Genomic DNA, 15,878 nt, shown 5'->3' with positions numbered 1-15,878 from the left:
GTGAGGTTTGTGAAAAAGCGCTACGTAGAGGTTGACAGCACTGTGCTGTTGACACCTTCCTTTCCCACGGCTAGCGACCTTTCGTCTCTGGTCGAGGATTTTTTGATACAACTTCCGCAGTTCGCTCCTACTCATTGGGGATTAATTGAGCCCATTAATCTCAAGTTAACTATGGATGATCTTCGCGACCTTTTGCAAGAGTCGAACTCTTCTGATATCAGTTGGAAACGGAGGAAGACCCCTAAGGGATGGGGAGTGTTCAAAAGGAGAACCCGCCCGATGCAAGGTCCACAGTTTGCGCGACATCGATTGGAATTCTCTGTAAGCGATGATAGGCAGGTTTCTGACTTGTTGGGCTACCTTCATCATTTAGTCGAGGATTTTGGTGTTGAGTATGCATTTTTTGACAGCATGACGGCCGAATACAGACCGGTTGGCTTCGCCAATGGAATCGCTCCTACGGCTGGAAATATGATGATCTTCACGCACAATCTCGTCAGAGCGTTGCCGGACATCCTTTGGTCGCAGATATTTGGACCAGCCTACGTAAAGCTCTTTGGCTTGAAAAGGCTGTTGTCTGCGCCTGCGTACAAGGTGGAACAAGTTGGTCCGGAGACGGTATATCTGCAGTTATCAGAATCCCTTTTTGATATGTATGATTGTTACGAGAAAGTCGATGCGGTGCGGCAGCGGGTGAAACAACACTTGGACGACAATATTATCTTTGACCCGCGCAACACAAAGGACCATCTCTACAGAGTCCCGCAATTTAAGTTCCCTGATTAGGATTGCGATCTTCGCAATCGTAATAGTTTTTAAACGGCGATTTATCGGCTGCTATGGCAAAGCGATACCTGCAGATCGACGCGGGAATGCTCTTGGTCCCTGATTTCTCGGATGCTGATTCGTTTTATAGACTTATCCAGGATTTGATTTTTTACCTGCCAGGCTATCAACCGCAACTATGGACCACAAGCTCGGACGAGAGAAGCAGGTATTCACTAATGGAGCTTCGGTCATTGGCCCAACGGGGAGAGGCGGTGCTGCGGTGGCGACGCAACGCACATCCGCGTGCAGAAGGGTCGATTAGCAGGAGAATTCAGACGCCTGCCGGCGCGGAACATGCCGCACATCGGTTGCGAATCTCCGTCAAGGATGATGAGCAAATGGGGTGGCTAGTTAGCTTTCTTTGCTATGGCGCCGCAAGCGATGGGATAGATTTCGCATGGTGCGATGTGGCTGGGTTTGACTGCGGCAATGGCGCATCGAGAAATCTGCTTGTTCAGAAAGAGAACTGCATTTCCACTCAGCGAATCAGCAGGGGAATGCCAGATTTATTCTGGGCGCAGATTTTTGGCAAGGCGTACGTTGATCTTTTTGGTTTGGATAAATTGCTGTCGTCACCCGCATATCACGTGGAGCAGTTGACCCCGGATGCCGTGTATGTGCAGTTAACAGAATCTATCTTTGATGTGCGCGACAGACCCGCGGAGGTGCATGCAAGGAGACAGCTCGTCAAGCGCCATTTGGACGAAAATATTTTCTTGGATTCAAGCCGTCCGTCAACGCACGTTTACCGAACACCTGTCTTTGCGTTTTAGGCAATCCGCGATAGTGATGTCCTGACCACTACCGGCCAGCGTTTCCTGGAAGGCTTCGGCGACAACGACAGGCCAGTACAAGTGGTTGCTCGCCTACGTCGTGCTGCCGGCAGGCTGCGACCTGACCTTGACGAGGCGCAGGTCACCGTCAAGGACGACGTGCGCCTGCAAGCGGGCCGGGTATCAATCTGGTATTTAACGTGTCTGACGACGTTTAACCCTCATACGGTAATCCTCCCAGCCCCCGCCAATCTTTACCCCGCGCCCGCCACCAACCGATTAAACAAATCATCCCCGCCCATCTGCCCGCCCTTAAGCATCAGCTCCACACCATCAACCACGGGATTATCACTGCGAGCAACGCTGACAGTCACGCCGGGCGCCAACACACATCGAAACTGCAACCCCCACAGACCCAGCGCCAGCGTGGTTTGGCTTGAGGTGTCGCCGCCCGCGATGCCGACTCGTGCAAGGCGGGTTCCCGCCTCCGCGCTGGCGGTGATGATGGCGGCGGCAAGTTGCGCGGTGGCGCGGGCGGTGGAGGCGGCCTGGTCGGAAGTGACGGCTTGTTCGGGGCGGTCGGTATGGACCAGCACGTTGTGGCCTTGCGCCAAGGCGAGGGCTGCCAGCCGGACTTGCTCGGCCACGTAGGCGGGTGATTCCAATAGCGCTTGTACTTGCAGCGGCTGATGTGTGTAGCGCGTGCTCGCGACAATCTGCCTCGCCGTGACGGGCGACAGGCTGCCGGCCATGACCAGCACTGGGCCGGTGGCGGGGGGCAGGGGAGCCGCGCTACTGCTTACGGAAGCAGCAGTATCGCGCCCAGCACGCTTGCCATCATGCCTAGCATCCTTGCCATCACGCCCCGCCACCTCACTATCGCGCTCGAACACCTCCGCACGCGCCAGCGCCTGTTGCACGCTGCTTGGGCCAACCGCCAACAACGGCGCACTCTCCGCCGCACGCCAGATCAATCTGCCGATCACGGCCAGTTGGTCATCGTCCGTCAGGTCGAACAGGACGGGGCCGTCATCGTTGCTGATCAAGCCGTCGATCCAGCTATCCACTTCAGCGGCATCGTCGGCACTCCTCAGACGCGGATACGCAATATGCGGCACCGACCGAATCTCATTCAGTCCCTGTGCCACCAGATGCAGCCGCAAGTCGGCCTCATGCATCGGTGTGACCGGGTGCTGGCTCATCACGGGATGCCGGTCAATGCGATAAACCTCCGGCGCGGCCCCCGCGCGGGCGAACAATTGCGCAAAGCTGCAATAGCGTCCGATGCTGGGTTGCCCGCCTACGATCGGCACCAGCCGGTTGGGCATGTGGCGGCGCAGTTCGCGGATGGCGACGCCGATGCTGCCGACGTGCGGTGCGCTGTCGAAGGTGGAGCAGCATTTGTAGTGCAGCACGCGCGCGCCGGTGCCGGCCATGAAGCGGCCGACGGCGCGTAGTTCCGTTTCCATATCGGCGGGGGACATGGCGCGCGCGGCGCCCGCGATGCCGATGGCGTCCAGCGGGCCGGCGCGGCGCAGTTGTTCGGGCGTGGGTACGCCCAGGAACAGCAAGCCGCGCAAGCCGGCGCGCGCGACTTCGGCCAGGGTGTCGGTGGCGCCGGTGAAATCGTCGCCGTACCAGCAAACGCGGGGTGCGGCTATCTTGCCTGCGGAGTCTGCGCTGCTTGCGTGCCCCGCGTTGCCCGCTTCAGCCGCGCTGCCTGCGGCGTCTACGCTGCTCGCATCATTGGCACTGCCCGAGCCGTCCATATCTTTGCCGCTGCCAATCCCACCGCCAGCGCTCCCGACCCCCGCAGTCATGCCCGCCCGCCAAAAAACTCCAACGCCCGCTGCAACTCCGGCGCATTGCGCGCAAAGTCCTCCAACGCCTGCCCATCCCGCACCGCCTGCCACGCCTGCCGAATGCTCTGTACTCCAGCAGCCGGCCCATCCGGATGCGCCAAAATTCCGCCACCGGACATGAACATCAGATCGTCAGTACGCACCGCCGCCCACGTGGCGGGCACGGTGCCGGCCCATTGGCCGGACGAGAACGCGGGCATGACCGGGTCGTCGATGCCGGGCGTGAGCGACGCCAGGCAGTCGCGGGCGGATTCCACGACTTCGCTGTCTTCCTGCGCGAACTTGCCTTGCAGACCATGCACATGCATATGGTCCACGCCGGCCAGCCGCCACAGGGTTTGATACGCCTGAAAGCCAATCCCCAACAACGGCGCGCGCGACAAGGCGCCGAAGCCGTTGCGGTGTCCGTGCAAGGCCAGGGGCGTGCTGCGGCGCAAAGTTTGGATGGCCGAGAAACCGCACCAGTTCAGGCTGGCCATGACGCAGGTGCCGCCTTCGCGTTCGATCAGGTCGGCGTGGCGGCGCATGGCGTCGGTTTCATCGCTGATGTTGAAGGCCACCATCACCTGGCGGCCGGTGCGTTCGCGGTGGGCGCGCACCACCGCCATGACGGCGGCGACGCGTTGCGCCAGGGGCGCGTGCGCCGGGTTGGCGCAGACTTCGTCGTCCTTGATGAAGTCCACGCCCGCCGCGCACAGTTGGGCGACCAGATGCGCGGTCTGCTCGGGCGACAGGCCCACGTTGGGCTTGATGATGGTGCCCACCAGCGGGCCCTTTGCCACGCCCGTCAGTTGCCGCGTACCGGCGATGCCCACTTGCGGCATGTCGAACTGCGCGCGGTAGTTGGCGGGCAGCTCCATGCTTTCCAGGCGCAGGCCGGTGACTTCGCCCAGGTCGTACAGGTTGCCGCCGACGGTGGCTGCCAGCGTGGGCAGGTTGGCGCCGACGTTGGCCACGGGAAAGGCGATGCGCACGCGGGCACGCTGGTACTTGCCCGGCATGCCGCCTGGTTGGCGTGCCATCCAGGCGTTGGGCAGGCTGGGCGTGTCGGTGGTGTCGAGCAGGTCGATGGCTTCGATGCGGGCGCGCGCGCGGGCCCGCAGTTCATCGGTTTCGCCTTGCACGCGGGTGAAGGTGCCGCAGGACTGCTCGCCCGCCATCACTTCGGCGACCCGCGCGGGGTCCATCGGGGTTTCGATCAGATAGGTCGCGCTAAAGGACTGGGAATTCATAAGCTTGGGAATTCAAAGGGGGCGGCGGGCGGCAACGTTGGGTCAGCAAGGGACAGCAGGCGTCAGCAGGGATAAGCAAGCGACAGAGGCATCAACTGGCACCCGCAGGCATCACCAGGCTTCCGCAAGCCTCAACCGACGTCAGCAGGCTTCAAAGACGGGACAAGTCCGGAAACGGGCGTACCGCGTCCTTGCCGTCCCAGCCGTTGGCGCTTTCTCGGATCAGGTCGAACAGGCGACCCTTGGGGCCAGCCACTTCCGACAGTTCGATGACGGTGCCCGGGTGGTATTCGGTGTCGAAATAAATGAAGCGGCCTTTATCGCCGACTTCGCCGCTCATCTTGGGCTTGAAGCCTTGGGCCAGCAGGCGTTCCAGGTCGGCGTCGTAGCTTTCGGTCCAGTAGGCCACGTGTTGCAGGCCGGTGCGGCCGGCTTGCAGGAAGTCGCGGTACATGGACGGCACATCGTTGCGCGTCTGGATCAGTTCTACCTGCACGAAGCCGGAATTGGCCAGCGCAACCGAGTTGTGCGGCTCGTGGCTTTCACCGTCGTACTGGTAATTGACGATCGGCACGCGCGGGTTGTAGTACCAGGGGCCCACGCCCAGCGTGGTGCTCCAGTACTCCATGGCGGCTTCGATGTCGTGCACCACATAACCGAGTTGGCGGATTTCGCCCAGGAAACGACTCATGATGGATCTTTATAAAGAGGGAGACGGAAGGGGAGGCGGCCCGGCGCGGATTCACGCGCGGGCCGCGCCAGGTCACAGGAAGCCGATGGAGAACCAGGGGAAGGCGGCCACGACGATCAGCCCGATCAGCAGCGCCGCGACGTAACCCCAGATGGGGCCGATGCCCTCGTTGGGATCGACACGGCTGATGGCGCAGGCGCCGTAGTAGCCCACGCCGAAGGGCGGCGCGAACAGGCCGATGCCCATGGCGAAGATGACGACCATGGCGTAATGCACTTCATGCACGCCGGCCTGCACCGCGATCGGGAACAGCAGCGGTCCGAACAGCACGATGGCGGGTATGCCTTCCAGCACGCTGCCCAGGATGATGAAGGCCACGATGGACACCGCCAGGAAACCGTAGCTGCCGCCGGGCATGTCGGCCATCAACTGCGCCAGGTCGCCCGAGAAGCCGGACTGCGTCAGCGCCCAGGCCATGGCCGTGGCGCAGCCCACGATCAGCATGATGGCGCCGGACAGCGATGCGGTCTCGATCAGCATGGGGCGCAGGCGCGCCCAGTCAAAGCGCCGGTAGATCAGGATGCCGATCACCGCCGAATACACGATGCCGATGGTAGAGACCTCGGTAGCGGTCGCCACGCCTTCGACCACCGCGGCGCGGATCACAAAGGGCAGGGCCACGGCGGGCAGCGCAATCACGAAGAAGCGGCCGATCTCTTTGAGGCTGAAGCGTTGCACCAGGCTCAGGTCTTCCTTGCGATAGCGCCACCACACCACCGAGCACAGGGCCAGGCCCAGCACCACGGCGGGCAGCAGGCCGCCCGTGAACAGCGCGGCGATCGACACGCCCGTGACCGAACCGATGGTGATCAGCACGATGGACGGCGGAATGGTTTCCGTCTGCGCGCCGGTGGCCGACAGCAGCGCCACCAGGTCGCCGGGCTTGGCGCCGCGCTTGCGCATTTCCGGGAACAGCACGGGCGCGATGGCCGCCATGTCGGCGATCTTCGAGCCCGAGATGCCCGACACCAGATACATGGCGCCGATCAGCACGTACGACAAGCCGCCGCGCACGTGGCCCAAGAGGCTGGCCAGGAACTGGATCATGGCGCGCGCCATGCCGGTCATCTCAATCAGGGAACCCAGGAAGATGAACAGCGGCACGGCCAGCAGCATCAGGTGCGACATGCCTTCGTCCAGCCGCCCCACCATCACTTCCATGGGTGTGTTGGTGGTCAGCGCCAGATACGAGAAGGTGGCCAGCGCGAAGGAAAACGCAATCGGCACCCCTGAAAACACGGTGGCTGCCACGATGCCCACGAAGAAGATCACCAGGTTCAGCTTGCCCAGGCCCTGGAATAGCGGTTGGGCCAACCAGAACAGGGCGACCACCGCCGCCACGCCCACCAAGGCCACCAACACCTGGCGTACCGGCGTGGTGCGCAACAGGCGCAGCAAGGCCACCACGGCCATCAGCGCCATGCCCACGGGAATGGCGGCGGCGCGCCACGCATTGCTGAGCTCCAGCGCGGGCGTGGTGATGAAGTGTTCTTCGTGCGCGTATTCAATGGCGGGCGCCAGGATCAGCACCAAAAACGCCAGCGACGCGGCCAGCGCGGCGGTTTCCAACTGCGCGCGCCGCGCGGGGCTCACGTTGTTGACCAGGGCCGTCATCCGCATGTGCTCGCCACGCCGCAAGGCGACTACGGCGCCCAGCATCGACAGCCACAGGAACAGGATGGAGGCCAGTTCGTCGGACCAGACCAGCGGGCTATGGAAGACGTAACGCGCGACCACCCCCGCGAACAGCACGCAGATTTCGACCAGCACGATCGCGGCCGCAACGTGTTCGACCACGCCGCCCAGCACGCTGTCCAGCGCGTTGGCGGCGCGCCGCAAGGGGTTGGCCGGCAGCACCGGGGCGGCGGCGTGGGGAGCGGACAGGGAAGACATGACGCGACCTCAGGCCAGCTTGCCGACGCTTTGTTCCAGCAGCGACCAGGCTTCGTTGCCGAAGCGGCCCTGCCATTCCTTGTAGAAGCCCGCCGTGCGCAGCGCCTGGCGGAAGGTGTCAGGCGCCGGCTGGTTGAATTGCAGGCCCTTGGCTTCCAGGTCCGACTGCACCGACGCATTCAACTTCTTGATGTCTTCGCGCTGGGCCAGGCCGGCTTCGTTGATGCCGCGCGCCACGATGGTCTTCAGGTTTTGCGGCAGGCCTTCCCACATGCGGCCGTTGGCGATGAACCAGTAGCCGTCCCAGATGTGGTTGGTCAGCGAGCAATACTTCTGCACTTCGTACAGCTTGGCGACTTGAATGATGGGCAGCGGGTTTTCCTGCGCGTCCACCACCTTGGTCTGCAACGACGAATACACCTCGCTGAACTGCAAGCTGGCGGGCGCGGCGCCGAGTCCCTTGAACATGGAGATGGGCAGCGAGCTGACCGGCACGCGGATCTTCAAGCCGTCCATGTCGGCGGCCGTCGTCACGGGAGCCTTGCTGCTGGTGGTCTGGCGAAAGCCGTTGTCCCACATTTTTTCAAAGGCGTAGAGCTTGCGCTGCGCGATGGCGGCGCGCACGTGTGCGCCCAGTGCACCGTCCATGGCGCCCCAGACCTGGCTGTAGTCCTTGAAGGCGAAGCCCACGGCGTTGATGGCGGCCACCGGCACCAGCGTGGCGATAACCAGCGCCGACGGCGTGAAGAAGTCGATACCGCCCGAGCGCACTTGCGCCAGCATGTCGGTGTCGCCGCCCAGTTGGTTGTTCGGGAAAATCTTGATGTCGACGCGGCCGTTGCTTTCCTTAAGGATGCGTTCGGCGGCTTCTTGCGCGCGGATGTTCAGCGGATGCGTCACCGGCAGGTTGTTGCCGTACTTGAGCGTGTAGTCGGCCGCGCGGGCAATCAGCGGGAATCCGCCGGCCAGGGCAACGGCGGGCACCGCGCAAAGGCGACGCAAGGCACTACGGCGTGTGAGCAGCTTCATGGTTGTCTCCAAAATTGGTCTTATGATGTTTTTTGATGTGCCACAACAGCGCCAAACCCATGCGGCAGACTGGACAATAGTGAATTGCCGCTATCATCGTCAAACTTCTTTCATGATGGTTTTTGATGTGAATAGAACTTCACCCGACCGTAAGCTTGCCCGATTGGCCGATGTGGCGGCGCGCGCCGGCGTGTCAACCGCCACGGCCGACCGCGTGTTGAACCGCCGCCCCGGCGTGCGCGCCAACACCGCGCAGAAGGTCTTCAAGGCCGCCATTGAACTGGACTATCTACCCGAACAGGAACTGGCCGCCGCCGTGCCCGCCGAGCCGATGCGGCTGGTGTTCCTGCTGCCGCGCGGCAGCAACCGCTACCTGCGCATGCTGGGCGATACCGTCAGCTACGCGCACGAACACTTCGCGCCGCTGAACGCCAAGTGCCAGATTGAATACGTGGAAAGCTTCAACCCCGACGCGCTGGCCCAGGCCTTGGCCAAGCACGGCAAGCGCGCCGACGGGATTGCGTTCATGGCGCTGGAACACCCCGTGGTGCGCGAAGCGGTCAACACGCTGGCGCAGCAGGGCGTGCCCACCGTGACCTTGATTTCAGACCTGGCCAACAGCGCGCGCACGGCCTATGTGGGGCTGGACAACCGCGCCGCCGGCCGCACGGCGGGTTACCTGATCGCACGCTTCATCGGCCCGCGCGCCGCCCATGTGGCCTTGATTGCGGGCTCGCGCCATTACCGCGCGCACGAGGAACGCGAAAGTGGTTTCCTGCAGTTGTATGCCGAGCAGTTTCATGCGATGCAGGTGGTGGACTTGCGCGAAGGCTATGACGACGCGCAGCGCAACTACGAGCAGACGCGGCAACTGCTTGAGCAATATCCCAACCTGGCGGGCATCTACAACATCGGCGGCGCGTCCGACGGCGTGGCGCGGGCCTTGAAAGAGGCCGGCTTGCAGCACCGGGTGGTGTTCATCGGCCACGGGTTGACGCCGGACACGCGCTCGCTGCTGATCGACGGCACCATGGACGCCGTCATCACGCAAAGCCCGATGGAAGCGCTGATGAGCTGCGTGCGCATTTTCAGCAACCTGCGCGACAAGCGCAGCGCGATGAACGGGGTGGAACTGGCGCGTAGCCAGGTGATCTTCCGGGAGAATTTGCCTTGATGGGGGTATTGTTGCCTGTCGTGGCGGTTGCCTTGATGGGGGGCTCTGGATCTGTCCCGACATGCATCGCTTGCCATTTAACTGCCTAGGCAGATAAAATCACCCAAACGCGATCCACAGGGCTTGTTGCCCGATGCCATCGCCATCCTCGCGCCACCCCGTAACGAGACCCCATGGCTTCTACCACCCCTTCCGTGCTGGACAGGTTCTACACCGGTGAACTCGGTTTCATGGTCACGTCCGTACGCAACGGCATTCACGATGCGCTGGAGCGCGAACTGGCGCCGTTCGAGCTGACCACGCCGCAGTACGTGGTGCTGAACTGCCTGGCCCGGGGCTGGGGCCGCACGCCCAGCGACTTCTGCCGGGTGCTGGCCTATGACTCGGGCGCGATGACCCGGCTGCTGGACCGCATCGTGGCAAAGGGTTTTATCCGCCGCGTGGAAAACGAAGCCGACCGCCGTAGCCATCTGATCGAACTTACCGAATTGGGCCAAGCCGCCTTGCCGCAAGCCTTCGCGGCGACGGACGTGGTGATGCGGCGCCTGCTGACGGGGTTTTCGGAGGCCGATGCGCAGACCTTGCACTTGCTGTTGTCGCGCTTGCTGGCCAATGCGCAAAACGGACAGAAGACCGATTGAGAACGGACTGAGCATAGGGGCCGTTTTTTCGACCTCGATTTTTTTAAGCATTTACCTGCCTAGGCATATACAGCCTAGGCATAAATATGGATCACAGCCATGCAAGCTGCTGCTGCTACCCCCGCTGCGCCTTCCGCAGCACCACCCCCGACATTGCTGGCGACCATCGGCGCGCTCACATTCATCGACTTCCTGCAGAACGGCATGGTCACCTTCGGCGCCACGCCCATCATGGGCGAGATCGGCGCCAGTCCCGAGGAATACACGGCGATCGCCGTCATCTACGCCTGCGTGGCGGTGGTGATGATTGCCTTGCAAGGTTGGCTGGTCCACCACCTGGGCCAGCGCCACTATCTGCTGGCTTCCCTCGGCGCGGCGGCGGCTGGGGCGGTGGTGTGTGCGCTGTCGGTGGGCCAGGGCGGTTTCCTGGCGGGCCGGGTGTTGATGGCGATTGGCTGCGCGGCGATGCTGACGTCGTCGCGGCTGACGGTGAACCTGATTCCGCCCGGTCCGGCGCGCTTTCACGGCATCAAGGCCTTGGCCACGGGGCTGTGCACCGGCACGGCGCTGGGACCCTTGCTGGCCTCGGCGGCGGTTGATCACGACGGCTGGCCGCTGATGTTCTGGCTGGTGGCGGGGCTGTCGGTGCTGGCCATGGTGCCGGTGGCGCTCTCCATGCCGGGCAGGCAAGGGCAGGCCACCGTGGCGGGCCAGGCGCGGTTGGCGCCGATTACCGCGTTGGGCATAGGCAGTTTCCTGCTGCTGCATGCCTTGCAGCGGTCCTATTACGACTTCTTCAGTGACCGCCATCAACTGGTGCTGTTCGCCGTGGCGGGGGCCGCCGCGCTGGCCTATTTCGTGCGATCCGAAACGCGCACCGGCGCGCCCTTGCTCAAGCTGGGCGGCATGAAAGAAGTGCGCTTTCTAAGCGGCTTGGCGCTCTTCATGTTCAGTTATCTGATGCTGGGCGCCAACGGCTATCTGGTGCCCCAGATGCTGCAACGCGCGCTGGGCTTGTCGTGGTCCAACACGGGCATGTTCTTCTCGATGGGCCTGGGGGCGGGGGTGCTGACTTTTGTGGTGATGGCGCAGTTGATCGCGCGCTGGCCGTCGCCGCGCAAGTTCTTCGTGGCGGGCTTTGTGGCGCTGACGGCGTTCGGCGTGCTGATGTCCGGGCTGACGCCCACGGCCGACCCCTGGACCGACGTCTTGCCCGCGCTGGCCTGCTATGGCGTGTTCATCATGATCATCATGCCGGCCACGGCCATGAATACTTTTTCGGGGCTGACCCATGACGCGGCGGTGTTCGCGCACGCGCAGCAGGTCAAGAACATGCTGGCGCAGGTGGGGCAGGCGCTGGGCATCATGGCAGCCACGGTCAGCCAGCAGTGGCTGACCACCAAGCACTACAACGTGTTGAAGGAGAGCATTGCCGAGGGCAATGCCAATTTTGAAGCGGCCAAGGCGCAGCTCAGCAATGTGTATGCGGCGGTGGCCGACCCCGCGCAGGCGCAGCGCATGGCGCTGGCGCGGATCGCGCAGATCCTGGATCAGCAGTCAGTACTGCTGGCCAACCTGGATCACTTCCGGGCGCTGGCCGTGCTGGCCTTGATGGGGGTGCTGGTCAGTTGGACGCAGCGGGTGTTTCGGTAGTGCTGGATTCGGTAGTGCTGGATACCGTAGTGCTGGATACCGTAGCGCTGGATTCCGTGGCGAGGAGCCCTTCAGCCCGGAATTCCGTCGCCCCCGCTTTCAGTTGCCACCCAATTGCCCGATCACCTGTCTCGCCACGTCCGCCAGCGACAAGCCGCCGTCCATGGCGGCGCGTTGCAGGCGTTCATGGGCGGCCTGTTCGGTCAGGCCGTACTGGCTGATCAGCAGCCGCTTGGCGCGGTCGATGCGCTTTCTTTCTTCCAGCGCGCCGCGCACCGTGTTCAAGGCGTCGTCGGTGCGCTGCATGCGCAGCGTCTGTTCGCGCATCATTTCCAGCACCGAGCGTTCCAGCACGCTGCCCACGCCGTCCGTGGGCGGCGTGTCCACGATGCGGCTTTGCACGCTGAACACCATGCTGGGCGCACGGCCGCTGGCGTGGTCGGCATAGCGCGCCAACAGCAGTTGGCGGTCGTCGAGTTCCTGGCGGGTTTCGGCAATGCGGCGTTCGCATTGTTGCGCCAGCGCCTGCGCCAACAGGCTTTCCACTTCGCGCATGGCGTCGATGCGCGCGGTGTACAGGTCGAACCACAGCTCGGCCAAGGCGCCGTCCACGCGCTGCTCGGCAGAGGTGCGTTGCGCCATGTCGCGCATGCGCTCCACCGGCTGGCCTTGTTGCTGCTGGATGCGTTCCCAACATTGCAGCGCGGCGTCTTGCGCGTATTGCACATAGATGTCGAAGCTGCGGGCCTGGTGGGCGGCCAGGCCCAACATGCGCGCCTTCTGCGCGTCGGTGAAGAACCCGGCCGTAAAACCGATGACGCCCGCCGCGCGTTCCTGGCCGCTGAGCTCCTTGCCCTGCATGAAGTTCAGCAGGGCGACCAGGATGCGGGTGACGCCGGGGTCCAGCGCGGAATCAGCGGCTTCGAACACCACGGCCAGCAGGCTGCTGATGATCTGCGTGAAGCGCGCGTCGGCGTCGTCGGCGGGCACGGCGTGGTCGCGCACCTGGCGGCGCAGGCCGGGCAATTCGTCCAGACGGAATAGGGCGAAGGCAATGCAGTTGAGCAGGCGCGCCTTGTCGCTGCCGTGCGGGGTCTTGGCGGCGATGGCGTCCAGAAAACCGCGCACGTCGGTTTCAACGCGGGCCGCGTCTTGAACCAGCCCCGCCAGGGTTTCTTGCTGGCTGTCGGGCGCGTTGCACAGCGTCAGGTTCGAATACCCACGTTCCTTCTGCAAGGCATGCACCAGCGCGCTGATGTGCACGGTCAGCTCGCAGGTGACGGCCAGGCTTTCCAGACCGTGGAGTTCACTGCGCCGCGCGGCAAGCAGAAAGCGCAGGGGCGGCGGGATGTGGCGTTCGACCATATTGCGGGGTTGTGATCAGGCGCTGCGGCGCAGTAGCGGTTCGTCGGACGGCAGGGGAAAGCGGGGCTGGACGAAGGGGAGCGCGGGGGTGGCAAGGTCGGCGGCCTCGGCGGGGTAGGCCACACCAACCGCGCCGGCCACTTCCAGCACCTGGCACGCCGCCACCGGGCCGATGACCAGCACGGCGGGGCTGCGCAATTGGAACGCAGCAGCGTCCTGGGCCATGGCGGCAAGCGTTGAGCGGCATTCGCGCTGGTCCGCCAGCGAGGCGCGTTCGATCATCGCCACGGGCATGTCGGGGGCCATGCCGGCCGCCAGCAACTGGCTGCTCATGTCGTGCAATTTGGCTACCCCCATATAGACCACCAGCGTCGTGCCGCTCTTTGCCAGCCCCGTCCAATCCGGCGTGGCGCCGTCCTGGGAATGGGCGGTGATCAGTGTAACGCCCTGGGCCATGCCGCGTTGGGTCAGGGGGATGCCGCAAGCGGTGGCGGCGGCCAGGCCCGCCGTGATGCCGTTGATGATTTCACAGCCCACGCCGTGGTCGCTCAACCATTGGGCTTCTTCGCCGCCGCGTCCAAAAATGCAGGGGTCGCCGCCCTTCAAGCGCGCCACGCGCAGGCCCTGGCGGGCGTAGCGCAGCATCAAGCGCTGAATGAACTCTTGCGGGGTCGAGCGGCAGCCGCCACGCTTGCCCACATACACCAGCCGCGCCTGCGGGCAGTAGTCCAGCACTTGGGGGTTGACCAGGTCGTCGACCAGCACGACGTCGGCCTGGCCCAGCACGCGCACGGCTTTCAGGGTGAGCAATTCGGGGTCGCCGGGGCCGGCGCCAATCAGCCAGACGGAGGGGGACAGGGCGGTGCTTCCGAACATGGTGTGCTCCAGAATTCAGCGATCAAGCAAAAGAAAGATGACGATGGCAAACAGGACCAGGCACAGGCCTTTCCAGAATGCCAAGGGGTTGCGTTCCAGCAGCGGCAGGCGTTCGCCCCGGCGCGCGGCCTCGGGCGGATGGCGCAGCGCATGCGTGAATTCGGATAGCTCGGGCGTGCGCTGGGCGGGGTCGGGATGCAGGGCGCGGCTAAGCACGCCGTCGATCCACGCCGGCAATTCGCGGTCGCGGTCTAGCACCGACACATAGGTCAGCCGCATCTGCGCGGCGCGGCTGCGGGCGCGCGCCACGTCCGCGCCGTAGGGCAGGCGGCCGGACAGCATCTGGTACAGCATCGCGGCCAGCGAATACAGGTCCGACCGCGAGGTGCCGGCTTCGCCCAGGAAGTACTCGGGCGCGGCGTATTGCGCGGTGCCCAGCATGGACGGCGCGTCGTCGTCTTGGGTGGCGCCGTCCCACAAGCCGGCAGCTTGCGTGGAGCCCAGGTCGATGATGCGCGCAACGCCGTCGTCGCCGATCAAGATGTTGTCGGGCCGCAGGTCCTGATGCACGATCTCCAGCCGGTGAAACGCTTGCAGGCCGCGCGCAATCTGCTCGATCAGCTTCACCGCCTGGTCCAGCGTGGGGCGCGGATGCTCGGCCATCCAGCGCGTCAGCGTGCGCCCGGGCAGGTATTCGCTGACCGTGTAGAGATAACGGCGCGTGCGCGGCATCGGCCAGGCGCGCACGACGTGGCGGCTGTCGATGCGGCGGGCGATCCATTCCTCGGTCAGCAGCCGTTCCAGGTAGGCGGGGTCGTGGCGCAGGTCCAGCGAGGGAATCTTGATGACCACCTTATCGCCGCTGTCGATGTCCTCTGCCAGGTAGACGTGGCTGCGGTGGCTGGCCTGCAATTCGTCCTGAATGCGGAAGCCTTCGAATTCCATGCCGGCGGTTAGCAACGGCGGGCAGGGCAGGTTCAGGCTGTAGCGCGCGATTTCATCGGCGCGGCGCGTGGGCAGCGCATCCACGCGGACGATCTGCACGGTCAGGTTGTCGTCGCTGCCGCGATCAAACGCCAGGCGGGCCAGGCTGTGCGCGGCCGCATCCAGCGTATCGGGATGCGCGGCGATGGCGTTTGCCACGTCGTCTGCGTTGATGTGTTCATACACGCCGTCGGTGGCCAGCAGAAAGACGTCGCCCGCTTCCAGCGGTTGCGTGTGATAGTCGATTTCAAGGTGGGGCGTCAGGCCCAGCGCGCGCCCCAGATAGCTTTTGTCTTGCGATATCCAGACGCGATGGTCGTCAGTCAATTGCTCCATCGCGCCCGCGCGCAGCCGGTAGATACGCGCGTCGCCTATATGCAGGATGTGCGCGGTGGTGGCCTTCAGCACCATCACGGTCAGGGTGCAGACGTAGCCCCGGTCGGCGTCGCGCGGCTGGTCGGGGTGATGGCGCTGGCGCGTCTGCGCGTGCAGCCAGCTATTGGCCGCGCTTAGCACCTTGTGCGCGGACTTTTTCACCGACCAGGTTTCGGGCGTGCAGTAATAGTCTTCCAGGAAGCTCGCCACGGCGGTCTCGCTGGCAATGTGGCTGACCTGGCTGCTGCTGATGCCGTCGGCCAGCGCCACCGCCACGCCCTTGGCGCCCAGCAGGGGTTCGCCCGGAACGCACAGGCCGTGGAAGTCTTGGTTGACGGGTTTCCTGCCGGGTTCGGTGTGTTGGCCCACCGCCACCTGCAAAGAGGCGGCGCTGGGCTTAAAACCGGGCTTAAACCCGGGCTCGGGCTCGCGACGGTCCATC

General features: G+C 64.1%; 13 protein-coding genes. 5 read left to right on the top strand and 8 right to left on the bottom strand.

Going from position 1 to position 15,878, the window contains the following annotated elements; genetic code table 11:
* The first annotated feature begins 9 nt into the window (after positions 1-9).
* Together CVS48_RS21445 and CVS48_RS29715 are read left to right on the top strand one after the other, a co-directional pair.
* Positions 10-786, top strand: coding sequence for a hypothetical protein (locus CVS48_RS21445; protein WP_126376311.1), 777 nt, complete (start codon positions 10-12; stop codon positions 784-786).
* Between the two features lie 53 nt (positions 787-839).
* Positions 840-1,601 (top strand): hypothetical protein, encoded by a 762-nt coding sequence (locus tag CVS48_RS29715; protein ID WP_100856208.1) that lies wholly within the window; start codon positions 840-842, stop codon positions 1,599-1,601.
* A 254-nt stretch (positions 1,602-1,855) separates the two neighbouring features.
* Here the strand turns inward: CVS48_RS29715 and CVS48_RS21435 are convergent, their stop codons facing one another.
* The 5 genes from CVS48_RS21435 to CVS48_RS21415 form a co-directional block, all read right to left on the bottom strand.
* The gene (locus CVS48_RS21435) at positions 1,856-3,370 is read right to left on the bottom strand and encodes a four-carbon acid sugar kinase family protein (RefSeq protein ID WP_100856207.1); all 1,515 of its coding nucleotides are present in this window, start codon (positions 3,368-3,370) and stop codon (positions 1,856-1,858) included.
* 47 nt (positions 3,371-3,417) lie between these two features.
* Positions 3,418-4,695, bottom strand: a complete 1,278-nt coding sequence (locus CVS48_RS21430; RefSeq protein ID WP_100856206.1) for a ribulose-bisphosphate carboxylase large subunit family protein — start codon at positions 4,693-4,695, stop codon at positions 3,418-3,420.
* 151 nt (positions 4,696-4,846) lie between these two features.
* Complete coding sequence (locus CVS48_RS21425; protein WP_100856205.1) at positions 4,847-5,386, bottom strand: VOC family protein; 540 nt, start codon at positions 5,384-5,386, stop codon at positions 4,847-4,849.
* Positions 5,387-5,458: 72 nt separating this feature from the next.
* On the bottom strand, positions 5,459-7,339 hold the full coding sequence (locus CVS48_RS21420) for a TRAP transporter large permease (protein WP_100856204.1): 1,881 nt from the start codon (positions 7,337-7,339) through the stop codon (positions 5,459-5,461).
* 9 nt (positions 7,340-7,348) lie between these two features.
* Complete coding sequence (locus tag CVS48_RS21415) at positions 7,349-8,368, bottom strand: TRAP transporter substrate-binding protein (RefSeq protein ID WP_100856203.1); 1,020 nt, start codon at positions 8,366-8,368, stop codon at positions 7,349-7,351.
* A 112-nt stretch (positions 8,369-8,480) separates the two neighbouring features.
* Between CVS48_RS21415 and CVS48_RS21410 the strand changes: the two genes are divergently transcribed.
* From CVS48_RS21410 to CVS48_RS21400, 3 genes are all read left to right on the top strand, one after another.
* Positions 8,481-9,542 carry a LacI family DNA-binding transcriptional regulator gene (locus CVS48_RS21410; RefSeq protein ID WP_100856202.1) on the top strand — a complete coding sequence of 354 codons (1,062 nt, stop codon included), beginning with the start codon at positions 8,481-8,483 and terminating at the stop codon, positions 9,540-9,542.
* 173 nt (positions 9,543-9,715) lie between these two features.
* Complete coding sequence (locus CVS48_RS21405) at positions 9,716-10,183, top strand: MarR family winged helix-turn-helix transcriptional regulator (RefSeq protein WP_100856201.1); 468 nt, start codon at positions 9,716-9,718, stop codon at positions 10,181-10,183.
* A 99-nt stretch (positions 10,184-10,282) separates the two neighbouring features.
* Positions 10,283-11,836 carry an MFS transporter gene (locus CVS48_RS21400; RefSeq protein ID WP_100856200.1) on the top strand — a complete coding sequence of 518 codons (1,554 nt, stop codon included), beginning with the start codon at positions 10,283-10,285 and terminating at the stop codon, positions 11,834-11,836.
* 99 nt (positions 11,837-11,935) lie between these two features.
* Here the strand turns inward: CVS48_RS21400 and CVS48_RS21395 are convergent, their stop codons facing one another.
* The 3 genes from CVS48_RS21395 to CVS48_RS21385 are packed head-to-tail and all read right to left on the bottom strand — an operon-like array spanning position 11,936 to position 15,877.
* Positions 11,936-13,201 carry a nitrate- and nitrite sensing domain-containing protein gene (locus tag CVS48_RS21395; protein ID WP_100856199.1) on the bottom strand — a complete coding sequence of 422 codons (1,266 nt, stop codon included), beginning with the start codon at positions 13,199-13,201 and terminating at the stop codon, positions 11,936-11,938.
* Positions 13,202-13,216: 15 nt separating this feature from the next.
* Positions 13,217-14,077 carry a uroporphyrinogen-III C-methyltransferase gene (gene cobA, locus CVS48_RS21390; RefSeq protein ID WP_242001203.1) on the bottom strand — a complete coding sequence of 287 codons (861 nt, stop codon included), beginning with the start codon at positions 14,075-14,077 and terminating at the stop codon, positions 13,217-13,219.
* A gap of 15 nt (positions 14,078-14,092) precedes the next feature.
* Positions 14,093-15,877: a bifunctional protein-serine/threonine kinase/phosphatase gene (locus CVS48_RS21385; protein WP_100856198.1), complete on the bottom strand. Its 1,785-nt coding sequence runs from the start codon at positions 15,875-15,877 to the stop codon at positions 14,093-14,095.
* Position 15,878: the final 1 nt, after the last annotated feature.

The sequence above is a fragment of the Achromobacter spanius genome, from assembly GCF_002812705.1.
Classification (GTDB): Bacteria; Pseudomonadota; Gammaproteobacteria; order Burkholderiales; family Burkholderiaceae_B; genus Achromobacter; species Achromobacter spanius.
The sequence above is the reverse complement of the archived record's forward strand: the minus strand, read 5'-3'. Positions and strand labels throughout refer to the sequence as shown.

What these genes read in the sequence shown, in the direction of transcription:
- CVS48_RS21405 (WP_100856201.1), top strand. Translation starts at nt 9,716, where the DNA reads ATGGCTTCTACCACCCCTTCCGTGCTGGACAGGTTCTACACCGGTGAA.
- CVS48_RS21415 (WP_100856203.1), bottom strand. Translation starts at nt 8,368, where the DNA reads ATGAAGCTGCTCACACGCCGTAGTGCCTTGCGTCGCCTTTGCGCGGTG.
- CVS48_RS21420 (WP_100856204.1), bottom strand. Translation starts at nt 7,339, where the DNA reads ATGTCTTCCCTGTCCGCTCCCCACGCCGCCGCCCCGGTGCTGCCGGCC.
- cobA (WP_242001203.1), bottom strand. Translation starts at nt 14,077, where the DNA reads ATGTTCGGAAGCACCGCCCTGTCCCCCTCCGTCTGGCTGATTGGCGCC.
- CVS48_RS21435 (WP_100856207.1), bottom strand. Translation starts at nt 3,370, where the DNA reads ATGGACGGCTCGGGCAGTGCCAATGATGCGAGCAGCGTAGACGCCGCA.
- CVS48_RS21385 (WP_100856198.1), bottom strand. Translation starts at nt 15,877, where the DNA reads ATGGACCGTCGCGAGCCCGAGCCCGGGTTTAAGCCCGGTTTTAAGCCC.
- CVS48_RS21425 (WP_100856205.1), bottom strand. Translation starts at nt 5,386, where the DNA reads ATGAGTCGTTTCCTGGGCGAAATCCGCCAACTCGGTTATGTGGTGCAC.
- CVS48_RS21395 (WP_100856199.1), bottom strand. Translation starts at nt 13,201, where the DNA reads ATGGTCGAACGCCACATCCCGCCGCCCCTGCGCTTTCTGCTTGCCGCG.
- CVS48_RS21400 (WP_100856200.1), top strand. Translation starts at nt 10,283, where the DNA reads ATGCAAGCTGCTGCTGCTACCCCCGCTGCGCCTTCCGCAGCACCACCC.
- CVS48_RS29715 (WP_100856208.1), top strand. Translation starts at nt 840, where the DNA reads ATGGCAAAGCGATACCTGCAGATCGACGCGGGAATGCTCTTGGTCCCT.
- CVS48_RS21410 (WP_100856202.1), top strand. Translation starts at nt 8,481, where the DNA reads ATGATGGTTTTTGATGTGAATAGAACTTCACCCGACCGTAAGCTTGCC.
- CVS48_RS21430 (WP_100856206.1), bottom strand. Translation starts at nt 4,695, where the DNA reads ATGAATTCCCAGTCCTTTAGCGCGACCTATCTGATCGAAACCCCGATG.